24 protein-coding genes are annotated in these 23697 nt (G+C 43.3%); 7 read left to right on the forward strand and 17 right to left on the reverse strand.

Going from position 1 to position 23697, the window contains the following annotated elements; translation table 11 throughout:
- Nucleotides 1-69: 69 nt before the first annotated feature.
- The 4 genes from V7K40_RS21795 to V7K40_RS21810 all read right to left on the reverse strand — a co-directional run bounded on the left by V7K40_RS21795 (nucleotide 70) and on the right by V7K40_RS21810 (nucleotide 3449).
- Nucleotides 70-336, reverse strand: coding sequence for an NIL domain-containing protein (locus V7K40_RS21795; RefSeq protein WP_334963324.1), 267 nt, complete (start codon nucleotides 334-336; stop codon nucleotides 70-72).
- Nucleotides 337-485: 149 nt separating this feature from the next.
- Entirely contained in the window at nucleotides 486-1364 is an 879-nt protein-coding gene (cysW, locus tag V7K40_RS21800) for a sulfate ABC transporter permease subunit CysW (protein WP_334963326.1), read from the reverse strand.
- Nucleotides 1351-2211 carry a sulfate ABC transporter permease subunit CysT gene (gene cysT, locus V7K40_RS21805; RefSeq protein WP_334963328.1) on the reverse strand — a complete coding sequence of 287 codons (861 nt, stop codon included), beginning with the start codon at nucleotides 2209-2211 and terminating at the stop codon, nucleotides 1351-1353. The genes cysW and cysT overlap by 14 nt, the downstream gene beginning before the upstream one ends.
- A gap of 92 nt (nucleotides 2212-2303) precedes the next feature.
- Nucleotides 2304-3449, reverse strand: a complete 1146-nt coding sequence (locus tag V7K40_RS21810) for a sulfate ABC transporter substrate-binding protein (protein WP_334963330.1) — start codon at nucleotides 3447-3449, stop codon at nucleotides 2304-2306.
- A gap of 649 nt (nucleotides 3450-4098) precedes the next feature.
- Here V7K40_RS21810 and V7K40_RS21815 point away from each other — a divergent pair.
- Entirely contained in the window at nucleotides 4099-4419 is a 321-nt protein-coding gene (locus tag V7K40_RS21815; RefSeq protein WP_334963332.1) for a hypothetical protein, read from the forward strand.
- Nucleotides 4420-4603: 184 nt separating this feature from the next.
- Here V7K40_RS21815 and V7K40_RS21820 read toward each other — a convergent pair whose 3' ends face one another.
- The 3 genes from V7K40_RS21820 to purE all read right to left on the reverse strand — a co-directional run bounded on the left by V7K40_RS21820 (nucleotide 4604) and on the right by purE (nucleotide 6560).
- On the reverse strand, nucleotides 4604-5395 hold the full coding sequence (locus tag V7K40_RS21820; protein ID WP_334963334.1) for a class II glutamine amidotransferase: 792 nt from the start codon (nucleotides 5393-5395) through the stop codon (nucleotides 4604-4606).
- Nucleotides 5396-5539: 144 nt separating this feature from the next.
- Nucleotides 5540-5839, reverse strand: coding sequence for a putative quinol monooxygenase (locus tag V7K40_RS21825; protein WP_334963336.1), 300 nt, complete (start codon nucleotides 5837-5839; stop codon nucleotides 5540-5542).
- A gap of 202 nt (nucleotides 5840-6041) precedes the next feature.
- Nucleotides 6042-6560: a 5-(carboxyamino)imidazole ribonucleotide mutase gene (gene purE, locus V7K40_RS21830; RefSeq protein WP_334963338.1), complete on the reverse strand. Its 519-nt coding sequence runs from the start codon at nucleotides 6558-6560 to the stop codon at nucleotides 6042-6044.
- 592 nt (nucleotides 6561-7152) lie between these two features.
- Here purE and V7K40_RS21835 point away from each other — a divergent pair.
- Together V7K40_RS21835 and nagA are read left to right on the forward strand one after the other, a co-directional pair.
- Nucleotides 7153-7692: a hypothetical protein gene (locus tag V7K40_RS21835; RefSeq protein WP_334963340.1), complete on the forward strand. Its 540-nt coding sequence runs from the start codon at nucleotides 7153-7155 to the stop codon at nucleotides 7690-7692.
- Between the two features lie 89 nt (nucleotides 7693-7781).
- On the forward strand, nucleotides 7782-8963 hold the full coding sequence (gene nagA, locus V7K40_RS21840) for an N-acetylglucosamine-6-phosphate deacetylase (protein ID WP_334963496.1): 1182 nt from the start codon (nucleotides 7782-7784) through the stop codon (nucleotides 8961-8963).
- Here the strand turns inward: nagA and V7K40_RS21845 are convergent.
- On the reverse strand, nucleotides 8960-9283 hold the full coding sequence (locus V7K40_RS21845) for a hypothetical protein (RefSeq protein WP_334963342.1): 324 nt from the start codon (nucleotides 9281-9283) through the stop codon (nucleotides 8960-8962). The genes nagA and V7K40_RS21845 overlap by 4 nt on opposite strands.
- A 372-nt stretch (nucleotides 9284-9655) precedes the next feature.
- Nucleotides 9656-10780, reverse strand: a complete 1125-nt coding sequence (locus tag V7K40_RS21850) for a site-2 protease family protein (RefSeq protein WP_334963344.1) — start codon at nucleotides 10778-10780, stop codon at nucleotides 9656-9658.
- Between the two features lie 378 nt (nucleotides 10781-11158).
- Between V7K40_RS21850 and V7K40_RS21855 the strand changes: the two genes are divergently transcribed.
- Nucleotides 11159-11683, forward strand: coding sequence for a hypothetical protein (locus tag V7K40_RS21855; RefSeq protein WP_334963346.1), 525 nt, complete (start codon nucleotides 11159-11161; stop codon nucleotides 11681-11683).
- Nucleotides 11684-12252: 569 nt separating this feature from the next.
- Here the strand turns inward: V7K40_RS21855 and V7K40_RS21860 are convergent.
- Nucleotides 12253-12915 carry a DJ-1/PfpI family protein gene (locus V7K40_RS21860; protein WP_334963348.1) on the reverse strand — a complete coding sequence of 221 codons (663 nt, stop codon included), beginning with the start codon at nucleotides 12913-12915 and terminating at the stop codon, nucleotides 12253-12255.
- Nucleotides 12916-12957: 42 nt separating this feature from the next.
- Entirely contained in the window at nucleotides 12958-13371 is a 414-nt protein-coding gene (locus V7K40_RS21865) for a DUF6220 domain-containing protein (protein WP_334963350.1), read from the reverse strand.
- A gap of 113 nt (nucleotides 13372-13484) precedes the next feature.
- Between V7K40_RS21865 and V7K40_RS21870 the strand changes: the two genes are divergently transcribed.
- Nucleotides 13485-14147, forward strand: a complete 663-nt coding sequence (locus V7K40_RS21870) for a LuxR C-terminal-related transcriptional regulator (protein ID WP_334963352.1) — start codon at nucleotides 13485-13487, stop codon at nucleotides 14145-14147.
- Nucleotides 14148-14298: 151 nt separating this feature from the next.
- Here V7K40_RS21870 and V7K40_RS21875 read toward each other — a convergent pair whose 3' ends face one another.
- From V7K40_RS21875 to V7K40_RS21890, 4 genes are all read right to left on the reverse strand, one after another.
- Nucleotides 14299-14538 (reverse strand): hypothetical protein, encoded by a 240-nt coding sequence (locus V7K40_RS21875; RefSeq protein WP_334963354.1) that lies wholly within the window; start codon nucleotides 14536-14538, stop codon nucleotides 14299-14301.
- An 87-nt stretch (nucleotides 14539-14625) separates the two neighbouring features.
- Nucleotides 14626-14796, reverse strand: coding sequence for a hypothetical protein (locus tag V7K40_RS21880; RefSeq protein ID WP_334963356.1), 171 nt, complete (start codon nucleotides 14794-14796; stop codon nucleotides 14626-14628).
- A gap of 343 nt (nucleotides 14797-15139) precedes the next feature.
- The gene (locus V7K40_RS21885) at nucleotides 15140-16852 is read right to left on the reverse strand and encodes a bifunctional diguanylate cyclase/phosphodiesterase (protein WP_334963358.1); all 1713 of its coding nucleotides are present in this window, start codon (nucleotides 16850-16852) and stop codon (nucleotides 15140-15142) included.
- Between the two features lie 771 nt (nucleotides 16853-17623).
- Nucleotides 17624-20140: a tetratricopeptide repeat protein gene (locus V7K40_RS21890; protein ID WP_334963360.1), complete on the reverse strand. Its 2517-nt coding sequence runs from the start codon at nucleotides 20138-20140 to the stop codon at nucleotides 17624-17626.
- A 134-nt stretch (nucleotides 20141-20274) separates the two neighbouring features.
- Here V7K40_RS21890 and V7K40_RS21895 point away from each other — a divergent pair, with 134 nt between their 5' ends.
- Nucleotides 20275-20523, forward strand: a complete 249-nt coding sequence (locus V7K40_RS21895) for a hypothetical protein (RefSeq protein ID WP_334963362.1) — start codon at nucleotides 20275-20277, stop codon at nucleotides 20521-20523.
- A 196-nt stretch (nucleotides 20524-20719) separates the two neighbouring features.
- Nucleotides 20720-21121, forward strand: a complete 402-nt coding sequence (locus tag V7K40_RS21900) for a hypothetical protein (protein ID WP_334963364.1) — start codon at nucleotides 20720-20722, stop codon at nucleotides 21119-21121.
- On the opposite strand, the gene V7K40_RS21905 is transcribed toward V7K40_RS21900, so the two are convergent.
- Nucleotides 21113-23071 (reverse strand): FHA domain-containing protein, encoded by a 1959-nt coding sequence (locus tag V7K40_RS21905; RefSeq protein ID WP_334963366.1) that lies wholly within the window; start codon nucleotides 23069-23071, stop codon nucleotides 21113-21115. The genes V7K40_RS21900 and V7K40_RS21905 overlap by 9 nt on opposite strands.
- A gap of 57 nt (nucleotides 23072-23128) precedes the next feature.
- Nucleotides 23129-23677 carry an FHA domain-containing protein gene (locus tag V7K40_RS21910; RefSeq protein ID WP_334963368.1) on the reverse strand — a complete coding sequence of 183 codons (549 nt, stop codon included), beginning with the start codon at nucleotides 23675-23677 and terminating at the stop codon, nucleotides 23129-23131.
- Between the last annotated feature and the right edge of the window lie 20 nt (nucleotides 23678-23697).

The raw sequence follows: 23697 nt of genomic DNA on the forward strand, positions 1-23697 counted from the left end.
CGACGCGGGAAGGGGGAAAATTCAAAGTCTCTCTCCTTTTAGGAGAGAGATTTAGAGAGAGGTTAACCCTTACCAATCACTTGCTTGAGTGTCATCCCAGACTTGCAACTCCAAGTCGTGGAGATAGGTTAACCCACTCTGAATTTGTGCATCTGTTCCTTGTAGTTCAAGGTCAAACCAACCATCACCGACAGCATTGGCTCCCAAAATTGCTGCGGTGATATTCACAGTCAGTCCATAGTCAGACACCAGGCGAGAAATGACAGGTTCCTGGTGATAATTCTTAGGAATTCTTAGTCGAATCCGTTTATTGGTAAGTGTATTGTCACTAGCCATATCTGAATTATTTCAATCCCTGATCGGGATTGGTACAGAACTACCCTTAACCCTAATGGTAATTTCCTGATAGGTACTAGGTAGATCGTACCAGGTTCCCTGATTTGCTTGTATCCTATTCAAAGGATAACTATAATCGCTTGATTTTTCTATTCAACATCTTTAATGCGGGTTTTCCGTTCTAAAAGCTCCTTCAGCACTAAGGTTACTACTGCTAACAACGCTAACAGTACAGCCGCAGAGAAAGCAGCTTCAGTTTCGTACTGTTTGTAAGCATCTTCTACAAACAATGGTAAGCTTTGGGTTTGGTCAGCAATGTTGCCAGATACCACCGAAACCGCCCCGAATTCACCCATTGCTCTGGCATTGGTCAAAATTAAACCGTAAAGTAAGCCCCAGCGGATACTAGGTAAGGTGACGCGCCAAAATATCTGCCAATCTTTTGCACCTAGAGTTCTAGCAGCTTCTTCTTGATCTTTACCAAATTCCTCTAAAACAGGAATCACTTCCCGCGCCACAAAGGGCATACTCACGAAGGCTGTAGCCAGCACCATACCTGGAAAAGCAAAGATAATCTTGATATCATGAGCCTGGAGCCAAGGCCCAAACCACCCATTGCGTCCGTAAAGTAGCACAATCATTAATCCTGCGACTACAGGCGAAATCGAAAAGGGCAGGTCAATAATGCTCAAAACTACGGCGCGTCCGGGAAATTTATGACGAGCGATCGCCCAAGCTGCACATAGCCCAAATACTGTATTTATAGGCAGAGAAATCAAAGCTAGCAACAGTGTTAGCCAAGCTGCATGGATAAAAGCTGGTCGCGTCAGGTTGGACAGAAACGGCCCAAATCCTTTGCTGAAGGCTTGGATAAAAACGTTGATTGCAGGGATGTATTGAACCAGAGCTAAATAGGTGATCGCTATCCCAATTAAAACTATTGGTACCCAACTCTTCTGCTCTTTAGGTTTGGCTATTTCTGTATCAGAGGCAGAAGATGAGTGAAAACTTGGCTTATCTACTGTCATATCGCCTTGCCCATGCTTGTAAGAAATTAATTGCCAATAGCAATACCAACGAAATTGATAGTAAAACTATGCCAATTACTGTTGCACCAGAATAGTCATACTGTTCTAACCGCTGGAAAATTAGCACAGGTGCAATCAAATCTTGGAATGGTGTATTGGAAGAGATAATCACAGTTGACCCATATTCCCCAACTGCACGGGAGAAACCCAAAGCAACACCAGTCAAAATTGTCGGAAATAAAGGTGGCAAAATTACCTTCCAGAAGGTCTGCCATTGAGAAGCCCCCAGACACCAGGCGGCTTCTTCTATTTCATGTTCCATTTCCTGAAGCACAGGTTGCACAGTTCTCACCACAAAAGGTAGTGAGATAAATATCATTGCCACCGCTACTCCCGTGCGGGTAAAAGACACCTTAATTCCCAGTGGTGCTAGTAGCGAACCTATCCAGCCATTATCGCTGTAAACTGTTGCCAGGGTTAGCCCTGCTACCGATGTTGGCAGGGCAAAGGGTAAATCCACTGTGGCATCAATCAAGCGTTTTAAGGGAAAGTCGTAGCGAACCAGAACCCAAGCAATCAAAGTCCCAAAAATCCCATTCAGCAAGGCAGCAAATATTGCTGTAAAAAAAGTGACATTGTAAGTGGCTAATGCAATATCACTGGTTGCGATCGCCCAAAATCTCGCTGGAGGTTCCGTACTCGCTTTCAAGAACATGGCAGCTATGGGGATAAATAACATCACTGTCAGGTATGCAATGGTGATTCGCCAAGTCCACGGAACCCGCCCCAATCTCTTCCAGAATGGCGTTTTGCGTTCAACTTCCACAGAAGAAGATACAGTCGTCATAATCAAAAATTCAAAATTTTAATTTCAAAAAAAGTTTTTTGCCAGTGGTCAGTTGTTTTTTTAGTGACCACCGACCATTGATTAATGACTAATTACCGTTTAATTTGGGCTTGAATCTTATCAAACACACCGCCATCTGCGAAGAACTTCTGATCGATTGCACTCCAACCACCGAAGTCTGCAACTGTACCGAGAGTTTTCACCTTGGGAAATTTGTCTGTGACTTCCTTCGTTTGAGCTAAAGTCTCATCCACCGATCGAAATCCCAATTTGACAAACTCTTGCTGTGCTTCTGGGCTATAGAGGTATTTCACAAAACCTTCAGCAACTTCGCGGGTACCATGCTTATCGACGTTTTTATCTACCACAGCGATCGGATTGTCGATGGATATATTCACATCGGGAACGACATACTCAACCTTCTCGCCCTTTTGCTGTGCCAAAATAACTTCATTTTCGTAGTTTATTAAAACATCTCCCTGCCCTTGCTTGGCAAATGTATCAGTAGCTTCCCGCGCATCTTTAGGCAAGATTGGTACATTTTTGTAAACTTTAGTCACAAATTCAGTAGCTTTAGCCTCATCACCACCAGCTTTAATCACAGAATTCCATAGTCCTAAGAAATTCCACTTAGCACCGCCGGAAGTTTTGGGGTTAGCAGTAATCAATTTCACACCGTCTTTGGTTAAATCTTCCCAGTTCTTAATACCTTTAGGATTGCCGGAACGAGTGACTAATGCTGCAACTGATTTGGAGACAATACCATTGTTGGGAACTTCTTTCTCCCATCCTGGCTGAATCAATCCAGCCTTCTCAATCTTTGTGGTGTCTCCAGCTAGTGCCAAGTGAACGACATCTGCTTCCAAACCATCGATGACGGCGCGAGTTTGAGAACCAGAACCGCCATAGCTTTGTTTGAAGGTGACAGTTTGGTTATGATCTTTCTTCCACTGTTCTACAAACTTAGGAATGATCGCTTCGTGAGCTGCTTTGGTAACTGCAAAAGAAACGAGGGTTAGTTGAACATTATCCTTGCTTGCAGCAACAGGACTAGCTGTAGGGGTTTCAGAGGAAGAATTACTTTCAGTTCCACCAGAGCAGGCGGCAAGCGCCATACTCAATAAAGTACCTACTAAAAAGAGCGATACAAAGCTTTTGAGCGAATTTAGCCGGAACCGATAGGTTCTATGTTCAGCGAGCGCTTGTAATCTTTTCAGTGGGCGTTGCCACAAACTCATTTTATTTCCTCCACTAAATCTACGGATAACTGATGGTAATACAGTTGTATAGTGTTTATCATACTAGATGATTCCATCTATTTAGTTGCAAATAGCAAGAAACATCACATTCTTTATCAAGAATATGGTGATTCTACCAGTTTTGTGAGGAATTATAAATGTTTTTACTTTCTACTATTTAAGTTATCATCACAATTGGCTACTTAATGTATCAAGCAAATTGCTAGTGAATAGCTAATTTTTGAGACTCACTGCTATTTCCAAAATTGGAAATGTAGTTTCTGCTGATGACGATGCCTCAATAGCTGATTTGAGCTTAAGTAGGTAGGCATGAGAAAACAAATAGATGTTTAGTTTTGTAAAAACGGTAAAATAACGAATTTATAAGGTATGTGCCGAATTTACATTTTGTTATATACTCGGAAATTTTCTCGCCCACTTACTTATTCTTTTGATTCTTAGGTAAACAAGAAATCTCGCAGTCACAGGAGTATGTAAAACAAGGGGTTACAGCTTCACATAATTGTCTTTCTGTCAATGGGAAAATCCTATTTTCAATCAAACGAGTTCTTTTTTGTTCCTTAGTCAAGAAAAGGCGAATGCATATTATCAAAGTTACTTTTCCAAGATAGAGGAAAAATTTTGCAATATGATACGAACTTCTGTTTTAGACAAAGAACAAACCATTGCACAGCCTGGATTTAATCGCTGGTTGATTCCTCCAGCAGCATTAGCAATTCACCTGTGTATAGGACAAGTGTATGGCTTTAGCATGTTCAATCTGCCAATGACGAAACTGATCGGCATCACCCAATCAGCCTCGACAGATTGGAAGTTGCCAACTCTCGGCTGGATATTTTCTAGTGCGATCGCCTTTTTAGGGATTTCTGTGGCTCTTTTTGGCAAATGGGTTGAAAAAGAAGGGGTATGTGCGACTCGTTGGCTTTATTGCAAATCTACTTGTCCATGAAGTCCATAAAAAATATAGCATTGGACAAGAGAGGTTATCATAGAAAGCATGAAAAAGAAAACCCATTTAGATGATTTATAAATGGGAAAAATATCTAGTTAATTGTGAAATTCGTCAAAAATATCAGATATTTGAGCCTTGGCTACCAAAGCATTTATTGAGTAAGATTGTCATTTTACATAACCTAGACTTGTTCGGAACTGAACGCATATTTCAGGGGCAGCCCGTCCTGAAAAACTAGTAATTCTCCCGGTTGGATTTGTGTCCAAACTTCGTTGTCAGTCAGGGGTGTGGTAGCAATGACAGCAACGCGATCGCGCTCAGTAGTCACCTCCCGAAAATCTACAGTCATGTCTTGGTCAATTAAATGGGCAGCTGCAAAGGGCGCTTGGCGGACAATGTAACTGAGTTTGGTTGAGCAATAAGCAAATAAGTGTTCTCCATCTGATAATAAATAATTAAATATACCCAATTTTGCAATTACAGCTGTAATTTCTTTCAGTACAAGGTACAGTTCCTTGATGTCAGGCTTACCCTCAGGAAAGCGTTGACGCAATGTTTCTAGCATCATACAGAATGCTTTTTCACTATCAGTGTCACCTACAGCTTGATAAAAGCCTAAATTTTCCGGATCAAAATCTGGCAAATTACCGTTGTGGGCAAACACCCAATACTGACCCCACAATTCTCTGCGGAAAGGATGGCAGTTGTGTAAGGCAACTTCACCTTGAGTGGCTTTGCGGATATGGGCTATGACATGGGTTGAGTGGATGGGATAACTCCGCACTAACTCCGCTACTGGAGAAACAACAGAAGGTTGGGCATCTAAAAACATCCGACATCCCTTTCCTTCAAAGAAAGCAATGCCCCAACCATCGCGATGATCATCCGTTTTTCCTCCCCGTGCAGAAAACCCTTCAAAAGAAAAGCAAATATCCGTTGGAACATTGCAATTCATTCCGAGCAATTGACACATGGATGTTGTAGCTCTCAATTTTTCACTAAGGCCTCAGGATCAAGATACTTCAGAATGCTGCATTGATTCTGGAGCGATCGCTTCAATCTTGGAATTTAAAGCTGAAATATTCCAAATGCTCCCCTACAATAAAGCAATATGTGACTATGCCAAAAGATGGTATCGGCGGACATCTGGTGCAGCAGTCACTAAACCTTCGAGTTTGCCTACTCCCGCTTGAAGATGGGGTGAATCTAGATGAGTATTTAGGGCTTGATCAGAAGTCCACTCCTCTATAAAAGTAAAGTCTGTTGGGTCGGACTGGTTTTGCAAAAGTTCATACTTGATCGCACCTGCTTCCTGACGGGTTGGCTCAATGAGTTCCAACAGTACAGCTTTTAGTTCTTCTACTTTGTTTGGCAAAGCAATAAAACGGGCAATTACGCGAATAGTTTGTTTAGTCATTTGTCATTTGTCATTTGTCATTTGTCTATTGGGCACTTGTACTGATACTTCGGCTACGCTCAGTAACCAGCGGCGTCGTAAAGCCTGCGGCATAGCTACGCTTAGGGCGCAGCCTCTGGTAAGAGTTGTATTGAGCATTAAGCATGGGGCATGGGGGAAAGACTTGCTGCTCTCCTGATCCACCACCTGCTGTTAACATTTATTAAAACATCTGCTGTAAATATTGCTCATAGCCTAGTTGTTCTAGTTTTGCTTGCTTTGCAATTACTGATTCAGATAGGGTTTGGCGATATTGCTGAACTCTTTCTAGCAATTCTGGTTGCCCAGTTGCGAGGATTTGTACTGCTAAAAGTCCGGCATTTTTGGCATTACCGATCGCTACTGTTGCCACAGGAATACCAGCAGGCATCTGTAAAATAGAATACAAAGAATCAACACCTTGTAAGTTACGGGTGGGTACAGGAACACCGATCACAGGAAGTGGAGTTAAAGACGCTACCATTCCAGGCAGATGGGCAGCACCACCGGCGCCAGCAATAATCACCTTAATACCACGTTGGTGTGCAAGTTGAGCATATTGCACCATGCGTGCTGGGGTCCGATGAGCAGAAACGATCGCCACTTCGCTCTCAACGCCAAATTCTTCACAAACTGTGATCGCGTCTTTCATAGTGGGCAAATCAGAATCGCTGCCCATGATAATACCGACTAGGGGAGTCATAATAATTCAAAATTCACGCATTCAAAATTCGTCTTGGAAAGTTCTGATTGCAGGAAATCTCCGCTGAGACTTTCCGCAAAATTGACAGCTGTAATGACTAATCGCTCAATCCTTTCCTGCGGAATGTTTTGCGAACAAAACTCCCAGCCATATAGTGATCCACCAAACTCAAGTGAGAAATAGATTACTACATTTTGACATTAGTGGGATAGTCTCAGGTAAGCCGGGGGTCAGACTGGGAATTGCGATAGGGGTGCGTAGGCGTAGCCCGCACAACTCTTGGAGACGCTCTTGCTAGCTTGCTTCCACGAAGTGGTACGACAAAGCTCAGTGACCATCGTAGACATCGCTCCATATGGCGGTTACTTGAAACATCGATGTAATACTCTAATTGGGATCCAGGTACTGTGGCGGGGCTGGTTAAAATTGCATGATCTCTGTGTTCGCCTCTGGTTTTGTACAAAGGGTTGGCAATTTAATTCTGAAATTTACACTCAACCCGTTTGTGTGCAACAGTTGTTACTGAGAAAACTTAGTTGTCAACTTCACCTTGAGTTAATAGGTTTATGTACTTGTCAGTGGAGGTTCTGGAATGAAAACTCTTAAGGCTTTCGCCACGTTAACGATTTGTGTATTCTTAGCACTTACTATGGCGACGTTTGTAAATCTGCACGAAGCCTCAGCTCAATACATAACAGATTGTCGCAAATTGGTGACAGGCACGTATCTGACGACAGTTTCTGGTGACTTCGGTTCGTTTGGCTTAATTACAACGATTACTCAAGATGGTAACTATTTTGTCACTGGTTCAAACCAAAGTGATGCACCCTCTCCTTTAGACCAAAGTGGTATTTCCTCTGTCCAGCCCTATAGCAACGTACAAGGCAGTTGGAAGTGTACCTCAGAGAGAGAGATTACTGCCACGGTACTCAACTTCAATTACCCAACAGCAACATTACCTGGCGCAATTACTAGAAGCGATATTAATGCAACATTTGATCCGAAAGCTGGGATAGTGCAAGCAACAGCGACACTGAGGTCATTCTCATTAAACGCGAATCCGCTCAAAGATGATGCCCCAGTAGCAGGGACTGAAACTTTCACGGGACCGCGTATAACACCTGGACAGTAACGCACTACCCAATTCAGGAACCGCGGTTCTTGAAATTATGAGTATTCGTTGCATCTAAAATCAAATTTAGCTCTCTTCTCGCCAGTATGATGATCCAAGCAACACAAAGTGCCGTAGACATTATCAATGCTAGAGTACCAGGGTACAAAGATTTGCAGATGCTCTTGGTTAATCAAGAGGGCATAATTGAGCAAATTTTGCCAATGGGTACAGTAGGAGTACACAGCGGTGCGCCTCTACTAGATGTAGCAGGTGACTGGATTTCTCTAGGCGGCGTCGATTTGCAAATTAACGGTGCGTTGGGTTTGGCATTTCCCGAATTGACAGCTCTTAATGCTCACTTGCTGGTGAAAATCTCACAATTTTTGTGGAATGTCGGGGTAGATGGATTTTTACCGACACTTGTAACTACCTCGGTAGAATACATTCAGCGATCGCTTGCTATTATTGCTGAGGTTCTCCTTAGTCAACAAGCAGGTGCCAAGATTCTGGGAGTACATTTAGAAGGCCCATTTTTGAATTTCCAAAAGCGTGGCGCACACCCGGCAGAATACCTGTTACCCTTAACAATTGACGACGTAAAGCGGGTTTTGGGTAATTATGCTCATATTGTGAAAGTGATCACCTTAGCACCGGAGTTAGATTTGACTGGTGAAGTCATTCCATATTTGCGTTCTCTGGGGATTACTGTCAGTTTAGGGCATTCTCAAGCAACAGCTGCCCAAGCGCAACGTGCCTTTAATCAGGGTGCAACGATGGTAACCCATGCTTTCAACACCATGCCAGCATTACATCACCGCGAACCAGGATTATTAGGGGCAGCAATTACCCATCCTGATGTAATGTGTAGTTTTATTGCTGATGGTAAACACGTTTCACCGACGATGCTGCAAATTTTACTTCGCGCTAGCTATGAAGAAAAAGGGCTATTTCTTGTCAGCGATGCACTTGCACCTTTGGGGCTACCCGATGGTGTGTATCCTTGGGATAGTCGGCAAATTGAAGTTAAAAACGGTACGGCACAACTGGCGGATGGCACTTTGTCGGGCACGACTTTACCCTTATTGGTGGGAGTGCAGAATTTGATGAAGTGGGGAATTTGTGACGTAGAAAGTGCGATCGCTTTAGCTACTAATGCACCTAGACAAGCGATTGGTTTACCAGGAATTGCCAAGAGTCAACCCGCTAATTTATTACGCTGGCATTGGGATGAGACTACAAAAGAATTAACTTGGAAACGTGTTATCACCGCAGATATGGGTATATTTTAAGTAATCCATATCAGATTAACTTTGTCTCCCTTCATCCCCACACGTACTATAAATTCATGTCCATCATCAGCAAAACTCAGCTTCCACAAATAGGTCTGAGTTTCTCCTTGTTTGAGATGACCGAAATAAGTAATTGTATAACCCTCAGACATGCGTGGAATTAGCGGGGAGCTAACTTGGTCAAATATTTCTTTGGTAATATCTCTTCTGTACTCTAAATCACCTACCGTGAGAAAAAGTTCGTAATTTCCCGCAGCAGTGGCATCCAAAATAGTCTGCAAACAATTAATCACGTTTTCAGGGGGATTTGTCGAATTCATATATCATCCTCCTATGTCTAGTGTGACTCAGAGATCAGGTGTTGACTAACAATATAAGAACATGATACTTGATTTATTGAACTTTAGAGATCGCACCATCGTTTATTAACGGGGTAATCTTGTTTAAAATCCTTTAAGCCACTGGCTTTTGCGTCTGTTATATCATGTCCGCTTGATTACTTATAAAACCCCAAGAACCCCATCCCGCCAAAGCTACGCTTTGTCTCTCCTCCTCGCAAGCGGGGAGAGGCTGGGGGTGGGGTGCAATGATTGTGGGAATCATAACTAATTACCCGGACTTGATATTACTCCTGTTTGTGTGAAACAAGAATCTCCCACCAAGCTACGCTGTGGTGGGAGAGTGTCAATAAACTATGCAGGGCTAGGTTGAGTTCGGTTTTGAAGTAGTTGAATAATTGCAGCTTTTTCTAAGATTCCAACTAGAACGCCATTCTCACGAATTACGGGAAGCACAGATAGCTTTTGTTGTTCGAGTAACTGCATGGCTTCCAGCAGAGGTTGATCGGATTGGACTGTGGTAGATTCGGTAATTGGTCGCATGACTTCTTTGACTTGAGTTTCTGACCACAGTGCTGTTGGGATGGTTCGTAAATTATCAACAGCGATCGCACCTACTAATTGTCCATGATCATCAGTCACTAAAAACCGATGCCAGTTTTGCCCACTTATGACTCGCTCATCGGCAAACTCTCTCAGGGTAAGATTAGCAGATACAATTGGGCTATCGAGAGTTACAGCATCTTCAGCAGTCAAACCTGTGAGTTTTTCTTGTACTCTAGCAAATTGACCCGCATTACCAGCATTTTGCAACAAGAAGAAGCCAACTAACAAATTCCAGAAGTTACCGAAACTGCCAAATAATAGTAGGGGAAGTACACCAGAAAGAACTGCTACCCAACCAAAGATTTGCCCAACTCGACTAGCAAAGGTCACACCTTTATAAGAATTACCTGTAATCTTCCAAACGATAGCTTTCAGTATATTTCCGCCATCTAAGGGTAAGCCAGGAATAAGATTGAACAGAGCTAATGCCAAGTTAACAGAAGCCAGCACACCAAGAATTGCCGCCAACGGCCCTGATGCAGCAGTAGTAACACCAATAGCTGTAACGATACCGCATAGTAGTAAGCTAACTAACGGGCCTGCGATCGCTACCCAGAAAGCTTCACCTGGGGTTTTCGACTCTTTTTCTAAGCTAGCCAAACCGCCAAATATAAACAGTGTGATGGATTTTACATCAATTCCCTGACCAATTGCAACAAAACTGTGGCCTAACTCATGGGCGACGACAGAGGCAAATAACATCAGCGCTGTCATCAATCCTAATAGTAAAGCTAATCCCGCAGACAATTGGGGAAATTGCGCCGCCAGTCCACTACTATAGCTCCAAGTTACCAAACCCAGAACTAAAAACCACGATGGATGGATATAGAAGGGAATTCCGAAGAGATTACCAACGCGAATTGTGCCATTCATGTCGTTCACCTTTGATTTCAGCTTCGAGAGGTTTTTTCATCCTTCTCAATGTCTTTAGTGTAACGAAAGGTTAAGAGATTTTAATCTTGATGACGGTAGTGGTGTCCGTCGGTAAAGGTGCGGTTATTGGTAATATTGGAAGCAAAGGTAATGACATCTCCAAGCGGTTACTAGAAAACTAGGAGATAAACAAGATAAACTCTAGTAATAGGTAAGTACAGTTTGCAAGCATCTCAGTTTTGCAAAAATATCTTTTAAAGAATCCGAAAAGCAGCAACTTGAGTTTGAAGATTAAGTATACACATACCAAAATGAGATGCACTCTACAGTTTTGCGTAGAAGCGTAGCATTTGGTATTTCTTAAAGAGATATATTGAAATGAAAACTCGTAATGCTTTCGCCACGTTAACAATTTGTGTATTGTCAGCACTTACTATTCTGGACTTCGTAAGTCTACACAAAGTCCAAGCTGAATCTATAGTCGAAGCTGAATCCATAAGAGATTGTCGCAAACTTGTAACAGGCACGTACCTCACGACACTCTCTGCTAACTTCGGTACGTCTCGTGGAATTACAACGTTCAATCGAGATGGCAACTTTGTTGCTACTGCCTCAATCCAAAGTGGTGTTCCCAAGATCCCACCTTTTAGTAATACGCAGGGCAGTTGGAAGTGTACCTCAAGCAGAGAGATTACTGCCACGGGACTTGACTTCAATTACTCAACAGCGAAAGTACCTGCCTCAATTACCAGAACCGATTTTCGTGCGACATTTACTCCAAAAGATGGGATAGTCCAAGCAACAGCAACACAGAGGTCGTTTAATCTAAATGCAAATCCGCTCAAAGATTATGCCCCGGTACAGCAGACGTTCACTTTCACAGGGCAACGTATAAAACCGTAACTTCCCAATAAATCTGGGGAAGTTATCCGTAACTCCTCAAATGGCAGAGAAACAAACTTGCTTTAATTTGATTGGCAATTTAGATGTTTTTCAGCTTAGGATTCGTGTAAAAATAACTTGAACACTTTTTTATGAAAGCTAGATCCACAAACTATTTCAGATAAAATTTGTACAACTTATTTTTACATGATGCCTTATCGAGAAAAGCAAGTATATTTTCAAGTAACTCTCACTATCTCTCGATCGCTACATCAGGTAGGCGACTCCACTCATTCCAACGCACCTTGTTTGCTCAACCTTACAAAATCGGGTTGTTCCTGATCGGATTCTGTCTGAGAATGGGGCGATCAACGACCCTCCCAGTAATAGAAAGGACAGTCCACTGTACCCTCGCACGAGCCAAACATGAATAGTCCACCAGGCAGGATCGTTGCACTAGGCAACCCCAATCGTTAATAACTGAGCAATCAAGCAGAGGTTAATAGACGATTCAAGTCGTATAAAAACAGATTTGTATCCAACGTGTGGGAACACGTTCAATTTCCGAATTTGTGGTCATGTCAGACTGCCTATTTTACCTTTAAACCAAATGTCCCCGCAGCATATGACATCGCTTTGTTGACTAACTCAGCCCCCGCTTTTTCGGGTGAACCGACATCGAATGGAGGGGCTGGATCGTACTCCATTAATAGTTGAGCGATCTTAGCGGCTTCCTCACCACAAAGCACTTCAGCAATCGTTAGACCAAAATCAATGCCTGCCGTAACCCCCCCACCAGTCATGCGATTTCGGTCAATCACAACTCGCTCCGTTCCGACCTCAACGCCCAACGTTGCGAGTTGTTCACGCGCCATCCAGTGAGTCGCCGCTCGATAGCCTTGTAGCAGTCCTGCCTTCGCTAAAAACTCAGACCCGCCGCACACAGAGGTGATGAACTTTGCTGTGCTCCCCTGTTTCTGGAAAAACTCAAGCACTTCTGGATCATCTACTACTGCACTCTGTCCAAAACCGCCGCCGACGCAGATCACGTCCAAGGGCGGGCAATTTTCAAAGGTGGTATCGGGCAAAATCATCATTCCGTCATCGGTTTTGATCGGGTCTAACGCTTTCCAGATGCGGTGGATTTGGACACCAGGAAGCAAACTAAAAACTGTCTGGGGTCCGACAATATCAAGTGCCGTCATGCCAGGATAAACTACCAAGCCAATAATATGTTTTTGTGAGTCAGTCATGAATCAATCTCCTGATGACAGTTGCCATGAAATCTATCCTTCTTAGTTGTGGTTGGGAAATACGATGTGTGATGTCCGATGAACTAGGGTTGTGGAAATAGAGAATAAGGAAAAGCCGATAAGTGGGTGGAAGACTGCTAAAGGAAAAGAAGTCTTCAAGTGAATTGTGAGAAATTGCAGTCCCAGCAGCACTGGGATACTTGCTGTAAGGCTCTGGACTTTTGGGGGAAAGGGAATCAAAAATACCCATACCAACAAAATTAGTGAGAGTCCGCTGTATCCTCGCACCAGCCAAATATGTAGGTTCCACCAATCAGAGTTGTAAAAGTAAGCTAATCCAACACTGAATACTTGGGTTGCTAAACAGAGATTGAAAAACACTGCTGCGATCAAAAAACTAATTTGAATCCAGCGCCCGGATATCTGTGTGTCATCAATGCCAGAATTTACAGTCATGGTAAAGTAATCCAAAAAAAGCAAACAAAGGATTTGACTTGATGTGACTAAAGCTAAGATAGGTCTGGTTGCTATAATGCGCCTAGACCTCGAAAGGGTACACTTTGCCAATCATGATTGCCTTACAAGCTCTATTTCATGCAATTGCTCAAGCTCAAGATGAACAGACGTTGCGATCGCACATATCCGCAGAAATGAGTCAGTATTTTTCCGCTACACGAGGTGGGCTATTTTTCTTTGCTCAAATTTCTCTAGTTGACAGCAAGCTCCAAAAAGCAATGCAAATTGCATTATCACCCCAACACAATCCACTTGCACGCTACTTGCTAGAACACCATGCCCCTGTTCATGAAGCTTTGGTAGTAGAACCTAAAACGTGGAAGTTGATTTGTCCTCGTGCTGATCACTGGCACGTTATGGCAGGGCCGATTGTCAGCAATGGTCAGTTAGTGGGCGTGGTAGGTTTTACCCGTAAGCAAGGAATGCCTGCATTCGACTCACAAAATCTTATAGATTTGAGTGCGCTTTGTCTGCACGTTTCGACTTGGGTGGCAACGGTGAGATTACAACAACCACTATTACAGACAAAGCGTTTAACACCTCGTGAAATGCAAATTGCCTCCTTGGTGGCTCAAGGACAAACCAATGCAGAAATTAGTGCTGAACTTTGGATTACTGAAAACTCTGTCAAGCAAGCCTTAAAAAGGATGTTTCGCAAGCTTGAGGTTTCATCACGGACTCAGATGGTTGCAAAGCTTTCCACACTTTCAAAATAGGTATTGCTGAATCAAGAGATGATTCTTATAGGGTGGGCATCCTGCCATTGATGTCAAGTTAAGAAAATAAAAATCTTGTCAAGTGGTTAAAATTCAATTGTTTAGATATCCTCTTCATCGTTGATTGTCTGTTGCTCATATTCTGCGCTGATCAGTCATCTTCAAGACCTTCCCAAAGTTGAGCAACGGGAATCGTTTGACCAGTCATGGCTTTGTGCCAAGCTTGCCGGAAATCTGCTAAGACTTCTGTCTGAGATGTCTCATCCGGGGCTTCCTCATCTGGGATTAAAACAATGACTTCTACACGGCTATTTTTATCTGTTGTGAGAGGATGATCTAAGGTTAGTTGTCCCTCCTCATTGATCGTTGCCATAACTTTAAGTGCTTTCATTGCTACTCCAGTATGTTAAGTGACCGTGGTTAGGTTAATGCCCAAGGTTTCAAGTTGTTGGTTTATCCAAGCTGTTGCGATCGCTCGTTATACTCCTGTTTTAGCAATTTCTAGCAGTTGTTTGGATTGCTCCCGCTTTTGGTAAGAGACTTCAACTTTACTTCTGATTTTTTGCTGAACAGATTCAGGGGCATTCCAAACTAGAAATTGAGCAATGTCTCCGGGATAGACTCGAATAATTCCTGATGTTCCTTGCAAATGCTTTTGGATTTGTAGTTATCCTGCACGCCTTTTACTACTGCGAATTTGCCAATGGATTCTAATGCGGCTAAACTTGGACAATTTTTTGTGTGGAAACCCTGTTACCACACAAGGGACTTCCAAATAAAAAAATAATCAATCGTTTTGGTAAGCAGGGGGAGCAGGGGAAGCAAGGGGAGAAGAAATCGGATAGTCGTATTGGATTACAGGAATTGAGTAATTTAATTTTTGGAAGTTCCCAAAAAGAATCTCAATCTAGGTGCGTGGCGTTATACAAGTATTCGGGTGCCCGCCTAGATAGGTACAAAATGGAACACGTTGTAATGGCTTAGGTATCCACCTATGCTGCAATTGTCTCCATCTGCTGAGAACTATTATGCAACATTGCAGCAATTATATCAGCAGGAACAGGACGACTAAAGTAGAAACCCTGACCTTCATCACATCCCCGCATTTGCAGGTATTCAAGCTGTTCTTGGCTTTCCACACCCTCTGCCGTGATTTTCAACCGGAGGCTCTTTGCTAGGGCAATGATCGCATCAGTGACGGCGGCGCTATCAGGATTAGATATGACATCCTGCACAAATGACTGATCAATCTTGAGCATGTTCATTGGAAAGCGCTTTAAGTAGTTCAGCGAGGAATAACCGGTGCCAAAGTCGTCTAGAGCCAACCATATACCCAGTTCTCGTAATTGTTTTAAAGTTATAACTGATCGCTCAATGTCACCCATCAAGAAGCTTTCTGTCACTTCCAGTTCCAGGTAAGATGCTTGGAGTCCAGTCTCTTCAAGAATTTGGCTGACGACCTCAACTAGATTTGCTTGTTCAAACTGTCGAGCTGACAGATTGACAGATATCCGAATTGGGGTAAATCCAGCAAGCTGCCAAGCACGGTTTTGGGCGCAAGCAGTTCGTAAGACCCATTCACCAATTGGTACGATCAAACCATTGGCTTCTGCAATGGGAATAAATTTTACTGGAGAAACCAAACCGAAGATAGGATGCTGCCAGCGAACCAACGCTTCCATACCTGTAATTTGTCCGCTGTGTAAATCAATTAGAGGTTGATAATAAACCAGCATTTCATTGCGTTTCAGCGCTCCATGTAATTCATTTTCTAAAGTCAGTCGCTCCTGCAACTGAGCATTAATTTCTGGCGAATAGAATTGGTATTGGCTACGCCCTTGCTGCTTCGCCTGGTACAGTGCTATGTGAGCCTGTTGCAAGAGTTGATCTACGCTATTACGATCATTTAGGTGATTAATTGTGATGCCGATGCTGGCGGTGAGATGAATCGAGTTACCCTTTAGAAAAAAGGGTTTGCTCAGGGTACTCAAAAGCACCTGAGATAACTTAATCACACTTTCAAAAGAATGAATGTCCATGCGAGCAAGGGCAAATTCATCTCCACTCAAATGGGCAAGAATATCTGTTTGCGCCATGCAGGTTGATAACCTCTGAGCAACTGCTCTTAACAACAAATTTGTTGTTTCATGCTCCAACCCATGACTAATATCAGTGAAATCATCAATAGCTAGGAAAAAGACAGCTACAAGGCGTTGGTTGTTTTCAAGTTGGGATAGAGTTTGATAGAGGCGATCGCGGAATAAATCACGATTGGGCAATCCAGTTAGATCATCATAATTAGTGATGTAGTGAATTAACTCATCTAATTTGTGAAGAGTTTGTGAAGTATCCGCCATCAAGGTACCCGCTTCATCAGCAAATTCTGTAGGCAGTTCAGGTAGTGTTTTGGTATTGAGATAGTTTTGCAATGCAGCAGATGTCAAAATGACCGGTTTGAGGAGGTAGTGTAGGGCGTAGAGGGTGGCGGCCGTACCCGCTAACGTAGCCAACAGAGCAATGATCATAACTCGCACCGCCATCTCCAAGGAATAGGAATTTGAGATGACGAAACTCAAGAGTAAGGTCAGAAGTGGTACATGAGTGCCCAAAAATGCCACCAACATGATTTTAGCGGTGTAACTTTTCTTGAGCCATCCGAAATGAGCTAAGAACCAATACAGGTAGAGCTTGTGATCGAGTTTCATAAATTCTGTTTGATAGTTGGCGAATTAGTTCCGAGCTATCCTGGCAAAAGAGTATTTTTGATTCACAATCCATTGGAATTAGCTCTCATGGAACCCAACCCTCATCAGGTTATATATTATGCTTCCCAATATAGGTTTTTACTTAATCTCTAGAAAGATAAAATTTCTGTAAAGCTTATTCCACAAACAATTCCAAAATCAAGATTTTATTGTATTTATTGTTACATCAATAGTATTTATCAGTAGATTTAAATGTGATGTGAGAGCAAAATTAACAACAGATAAACACTGATACGTGTGAGTGTTTACCCGTAGTTTAAGTTCACTAATTTCGACTTATGCAAGAGGTCTAAGAGAGGGAAAGCTTGTTCGGTGGGTTAGATTTCTGAGGTTTTGATGTTAGTAATAATACTTTTCAAACATTCTCTAAGGGACTTCCAAAGCCTCTAAACCTCAACGTTGAGCCTTTGAACCTCAAATTTCGAGTTTTGTACTCAAAATGGCTATGCGATCGCTCTATTTTTCACTGTACTTTAGATATAAGGGGATAATTGCACGTTGTCAATTAGCATGAAAATCGAACCGCAGAGACGCAGAGGACACGGAGAAAGAGATTAAGAGGAGCGATCGCTATTGAAGTTACAATTTGTAGGCGATCGCTCCTAAAATTTGAACTACAACTGTTGTGTCGCATCAATTATTGCTTGTAGTTGGGTAAAGATTTTTATAAGTGAAGGGTTATGGTGTGATTTTGGGAGAAAAGTGCGATCGTTAGCGATATGCTTTTCTTAAAAAGATTGCATAATTTCCCCGAACCCTCATTGTATCGGGATGACCTACACCTAAAGCTTGCTCACAAATTGCCAAAGCTTGCTGAAACAAGGGTTCGGCTTCCCTGTAGCGTCCTGTAGAATCGTAGAGTAATGCGAGATTGTTCAAGCTATCGGCGACATTGGGATGGTTGTCTCCCAGTAAACGTTTTCTCAGTTCCAAAGCTTGCTGAAACAAGGGTTCAGCTTCGCTGTAGCGTCTTGTAGAATCGTAAAGTGCTGCGAGATTGTTGAAGCTATTGGCGATATGGGGATGGTTGTCTCCCAGTAAACGTTTTCTCAGTTCCAAAGCTTGCTGATACAGGGGTTCGGCTTCGCTGTAGCGTCCTGTAGAACAATAGAGTACTGCGAGATTGTTGAAGCTATTGGCGACATGGGGATGGTTGTCTCCCAGTAAGCATTTTATTAGTTCCAAAGCTTGGAGATACAGGGGTTCGGCTTCGCTGTAGCGTTCTGTAGAACAATAGAGTGCTGCGAGATTGTTCAAGCTAGTAGCGACAGTGGAATGGTTGTCTCCCAGTAAACGTTTTCTCAGTTCCAAAGCTTGCAGATACAGAGGTTCAGCCTCGCTGTAGCGTCCTGTAGATTCGTAGAGTCCTGCGAGATTGTTTAAGCTAGTGGCGACATCGGGATGGTTGTCTCCTTGTAGGCGTTTTGTCAGTGACAAAGCTTGCAGAAACAGAGGTTCAGCTTCGCTGTAGCGTCCTGTAGATTCGTAGAGTCCTGCGAGATTGTTCAAGCTAGTGGCGACATCGAGATGGTTGTCTCCTTGTAAGCGTTTTGTCAATTCCCAAGCTTGCAGATACAGAGGTTCAGCCTCGCTGTAGCGTCCTGTAGATTTGTAGAGTCCTGCTAGATTGTTCAGGGTAGCGGCGACATTGGGATGTTCTAAACCAAGACGATTTTCAGCTACCTCTTTACATAGTTTGTACCAAGGTTCTGCTTGCTGATAAAGTCCTTGACCGTCATAAAAGTAGCCTAAGCGTGTGAACGGTGTGATTAAATCTTCGTCGCTGAGATATTGGGATAGGTAGGTTGCAACTTCTGCAAGGTGGGGGATAAAGGGAGTGAGGTTGAAAATATCTTCACGGTTAGGCTGTTGAGGAATTTGCTTTGCCACCTCTACCATATGTGCTGTAAAGTTTGTTTTCACCTTATCCGCCTCACTTGACTCATCCAACTTCATTTGGAAAAATTGCCGAATCAGTGGATGTAGACGATATATTCCTTGACTTTGCCGTTGTATTAAATGCAGTTTTTCCAACTGGGCTATAGCTTTCTCCCAGAGTTCTTGTTCATCGTCATCTTCTATCTCCTTAACAGAAAAAGGAATATCAGCCAAGGCATACAAACTCAACCAACAGCCAACAAAGCGTGTATTTTCATCCAATTGTTCCCAACTCAATGCAAAAGCTTCAGCAACGCCGTATTCATAACGCATTAATAGGTTAGCCTTGGCTATTGATTCGTGTTCCAGTCGCTTTTTTTCTAGCCGCTTGTGCAGTGTCTCCAGAGACAAATCTGGCATTGTATCCAGATATCGCCCCACTAACTCTAACGCCAAAGGCAAATATCCCAAGAATTTACAAATTTCTCTAGCAACCCAAGGTTCGCTTTTAAGTCGTTCTCTATCAACCAGCAATTTTAATAATTTCATCGCCGCCAATGGTTTGAGAACACCCAAAGGTAATTGCGGCAAAGTTCTATCAAATTTCTCGCGCGTTGTCAGCAATACTTTAAACCGGAGTGATTCTGGGGGTAGATAAGGCTGAACCTGTTTTTTGTAGTCGCTGACATTATCAAACACCAGCAGCACTTCACCTTGTTGCCAATTCTGCCAGCAGTATCGCAGCCTATCTGCTAATTCCCAGTCGTCCGGTGCAATGAGTTTAAATTTCAATTCTGCAAATCTGAGAATCTGAATTGCAACATCAATACCCTGTGCTGATAACCAGCAAACCCCACCTTGATAATTCTGCAAATGCTGTTTGGCGTATTGGCTAGCAAGTTCAGTTTTGCCAACTCCACCCATACCCGCCACAGCTACAATCGCAACTTGCCCAGATGTTTGTAATGAGGAGTGGAGGTTTTGTAGTTCCGCCTCACGTCCCACAAATTTTTCAAATGGAATAGCAGGGGGAATATTATGATGAATTTCTTTAATTGTGGGGTGGGCATCTTGTCCGCCATTATATTTCCTTGTCAGGCAAGCCCGTAACTTTTCCAGCTTACCCCGACCTTTAGAGGTGGCTAACTCAGGATAACTCTGGGCGAACTTTTTATAAACGGCAGTCATCCGCTTTGTGAAAGTATTTTCTTCGATGCCTAGTTCGATGGCAAGATTCAATTCACTCTTATCTGAGTTTTCAGTCTTCAAACGCTCTACAAAAGCTGCCGTTTGCTCTGGGGATAAGCTATTAGTAGCAGCTTCATTGGCTAGAAAATCAGCCGATAGCATAGACAGCTTGTGAGATTTATTCTCGATTCTACTTAATTTCTACTTTCATTCCACTTTGTCTCCATTTCTAGGGAATCTCCTCTTCTTCTGGCAGAAATATCATTTGCATAGAAACATTTAGAAGAGGTTCAGCCGTGAAAACTGCCTTAATAACTCCAGTCAACTCTAATCAAACCAGCCAAACTTCGCAATTAATCCCCGCCTCGCCAACATCGGTAGAGAATCCATCTACCTGGATGCGAGATGGATACAGTCCCACGGAAATTATTCTGGCGGCGGCAATTTTAACTTCATTATCGATTGGGGGAATTGCCTCTGTGATTGTGGCGATTACGGCTTTAGTTAAAATTTTAGTACGCCCAACAAGCGAAAAAACAAAGTAGGGGTACTGGCAAAGGCAAATTCTTCGCTTTGTTGCTATTAGCCTCGGAATCAATTCCGAGACTAATAGCCTAAGTCCGTTCAAACGGACTAAATTTTAGTTAATTTGAGTCAGTTTTAACTGACTTATGTTGTTAGCCTGCGATTTGAATCGCAGGTGGGCTGAAGGTATCGCGCGTTACTTGAGACTTTGAGCTTTTGAACCTCGACGTTGAGCTTTTGAACCTGAACGTTGAGCTTTTGAACCTCAACGTTGAACCTCTAAACCTCAGCGTTGAGACTTTGAACCTCGAAGTTGCACCTTTTATCCTCAACGTTGAACCTTTGAACCTCGAAGTTGCACCTTTTATCCTCAACGTTGAACCTTTGAACCTCAACGTTGAGCCTTTGAACCTCGAAGTTGCACCTTTTATCCTCAACGTTGAACCTTTGAACCTCAACGTTGAGCCTTTGAACCTCGACGTTGAGCCTTTTATCCTCAACGTTGCACCTTTGAGCCTCGAAGTTGCACCTTTGAACCTCGAAATTGGGATTTGGAACTCAAAACAACCAGATAAATACTCTATTTCTACTGCCTCCAGCCTCATAATACTAAGGTGACTGATTTAACACCCACTTCAACCATTGCCTAAAGGAACTTATAGTATTCAAACGATGGACTCCAGGCGCACGGGCGGCGGCGAGTCCATCAACGGCGACTAATGCGGCATATTGCAAGCCCAAGAAACTATCAACTGCTGCATAAGGGCCACCTAAAGTAATAGCCCCAGCAGCATACATTTGACCTCTATCACTACGCATTTCTACTAATTCAAAATTGTTTGCTATAGCCAATCGCCCCAGGTGATTCATTGGGAGGTTGTAATGTTTCACCAAATCTGCTAGCAAGGGATTGGCATCTACTTTGGCATCTAGCCCAGTAGCATCAACAATAAAGTCAGCTAGCAACTTCATTTCCCCAAAGCTTTGCTCTCGGATACGGGTAATAGTCCGGTTTTGGGCATCTCGTTCTACATCCAAAACCTCTCCGAAGGTAATTTGATACCAACCTTCACTGATCCCTTGGGTAGTAATTTGCTGCCAGTCGTGGCGGTCGGCGGTGGTAGTTCCACCCCAGTCTGCTAGTAAACGCTTGCGTTCATCAGGACTAGCTTTTTCTAACATTGCCCGGAGTTCACCGCCCCAACAAGCTTTCGGCCAGTTAAAGGGTTGAAATTCGTAATGATTTTTGACTAGGCGCTGGGTATTTTGAAATTTGTTGCCTTGGGGTTTAGGCGATCGCATTAAATGCAAAACTGCAATATTCTGATTTCGCTTTCTAGCTTCATAAATCCGTTGAATAATCCGCGAAGCCACAATTCCCCGCCCACGAATCAATACTGTACCACCTCGTTGCTCTAGTTGCTCATAAACATGATCATGGGCTTCATAAGCATTGACGACAGATTTAAAATCTTGATATTTTTCCCTATAAGTTTGCAAATCTGGGAGAAACTGAATTGCTGGATACCCAGTAGCTAAATGTAAATAACGAGTAACTAAAAAAGCATAATTTCCTGGCCCACGAGAATAGGCTAGACAATACCTGCCATCATCAGTTTTGCGAATTACCCTAACTCGCCCATAGCGATAAATTTGATTCCAGCCAATCCGCTTGGCCTCCCTATCTATGGAATCAAAAACATTACCCGCACGCGGAGTATAAGTTTCTGCAAATGTTGGTTCAGCAAACACTTGCCACAAATACTTGAATGCTGACTTCATCTCTCCCTTGGTGAAATCGTGCCAAGCCTCACGCAAGGCATAACTAGGCCAGCCCCAAATATTATCAGGACAAGAGTCAGAATTAGATCGCAGTCTTTCATGTAAGGGAATTTGCGAATTCAAACAAAGGCGCTTGTAACGAGCATAAGGCTGTGCCTCTAATCCCAAAGCTACAATTTTCTCAGCAGGCACACCACTAATTCGCAGCAAATCAGCCCAAAAAAAGCTACCCAGTCCCGCCCCGATCGCTAGATAATCAGATTCATCTACTGGTAAACCCGTAGCATGAAGTGCTTGCACAGCGACTTTTTCTGCCTGAAACGCTAATGGCGGGAAATTACTCGCCAAGGGACTTAGCGGCTGAACGGCAGGCAAACTGGGGTCTGGGAGATTGGTCTTTGCATTGAAGTGAATCGTTGAAGGGGGGGTGGTATCTGGTGCAGAGGCGCTAGCAGCAAATGTCACCATGATCACATAGGGGCCAATTTGCAACGTATCGCCATTAACCAGGACACTACGGGTTTGTGGTTGACCGTTGACATACACACCGTTAACGCTACCTTGGTCAATCACCACCAAATGGTTTTGTTCCCAGTCAATTAGGGCATGGTAGCGAGAAACTTCGTTACTGTTAAGCAGCATCCTAGAAACGCGGTGTCCCCTGAGTTCAGCAGGTAAACGAGCGAATTCTCGACCAAAAGCGATCGGCATACTCAACATTGGTTCTCGCCGTTCTCCCGTCGCCGGATCTTCCCAACTCAATTTAATTTGTAAGTCATTTGTCATTAGTTATTCCCCTCTGCTCTCCTGCCCCTCTGCCCCTCTGCCTTTGTGCCCTCCTTCTCAACTACTCGGTTCTACTAACACACTCACAGCCGCAGCCAAAGATGTGCCACACCAACGACAGCCAATTTGTAAATTCTCTCCTGGGGAAACTTTATGACATTTGGGGCATTCTAAACCATAAACTCCTGGCAGTGGTGCGGGGGGTGTGGCTGGATAGTGGTAATGTCCGTGTACTGGTGGATAGGGTGAGAGCAAAATTGTTGCTGGAATGCTGCCCGTGGAAATGCTAGTAACGTTGAGTTTTATTTGTCCCAAAGAGATACTAGTGCCCTCAGTTAAAGGCATTTCACCTTGGACTAATTGCCGTCCATCGACAATGGGGGGATTTTGCGATCGCAAATTCCTGATATAAAAGCCCTGTTGCTGGTGATGAAAAAAGATTTCAACGTGCAGACCAGAGACAGTAGGGTGACTCAGAACAATATCGCACCGCAGTGGGTCGCGACCGATGCGGACACTGCCAGGATTTTGACTTGACTGTTGTTCGTAAATGTTCTGAGTTTTATCTTCACCTGCATCGTGCCACTGTAAAGTCAGTGCGTTCATTGTTCTAACTTCGTAACTCG

Source organism: Nostoc sp., from assembly GCF_036917195.1.
Taxonomy (GTDB): Bacteria; Cyanobacteriota; Cyanobacteriia; order Cyanobacteriales; family Nostocaceae; genus Nostoc.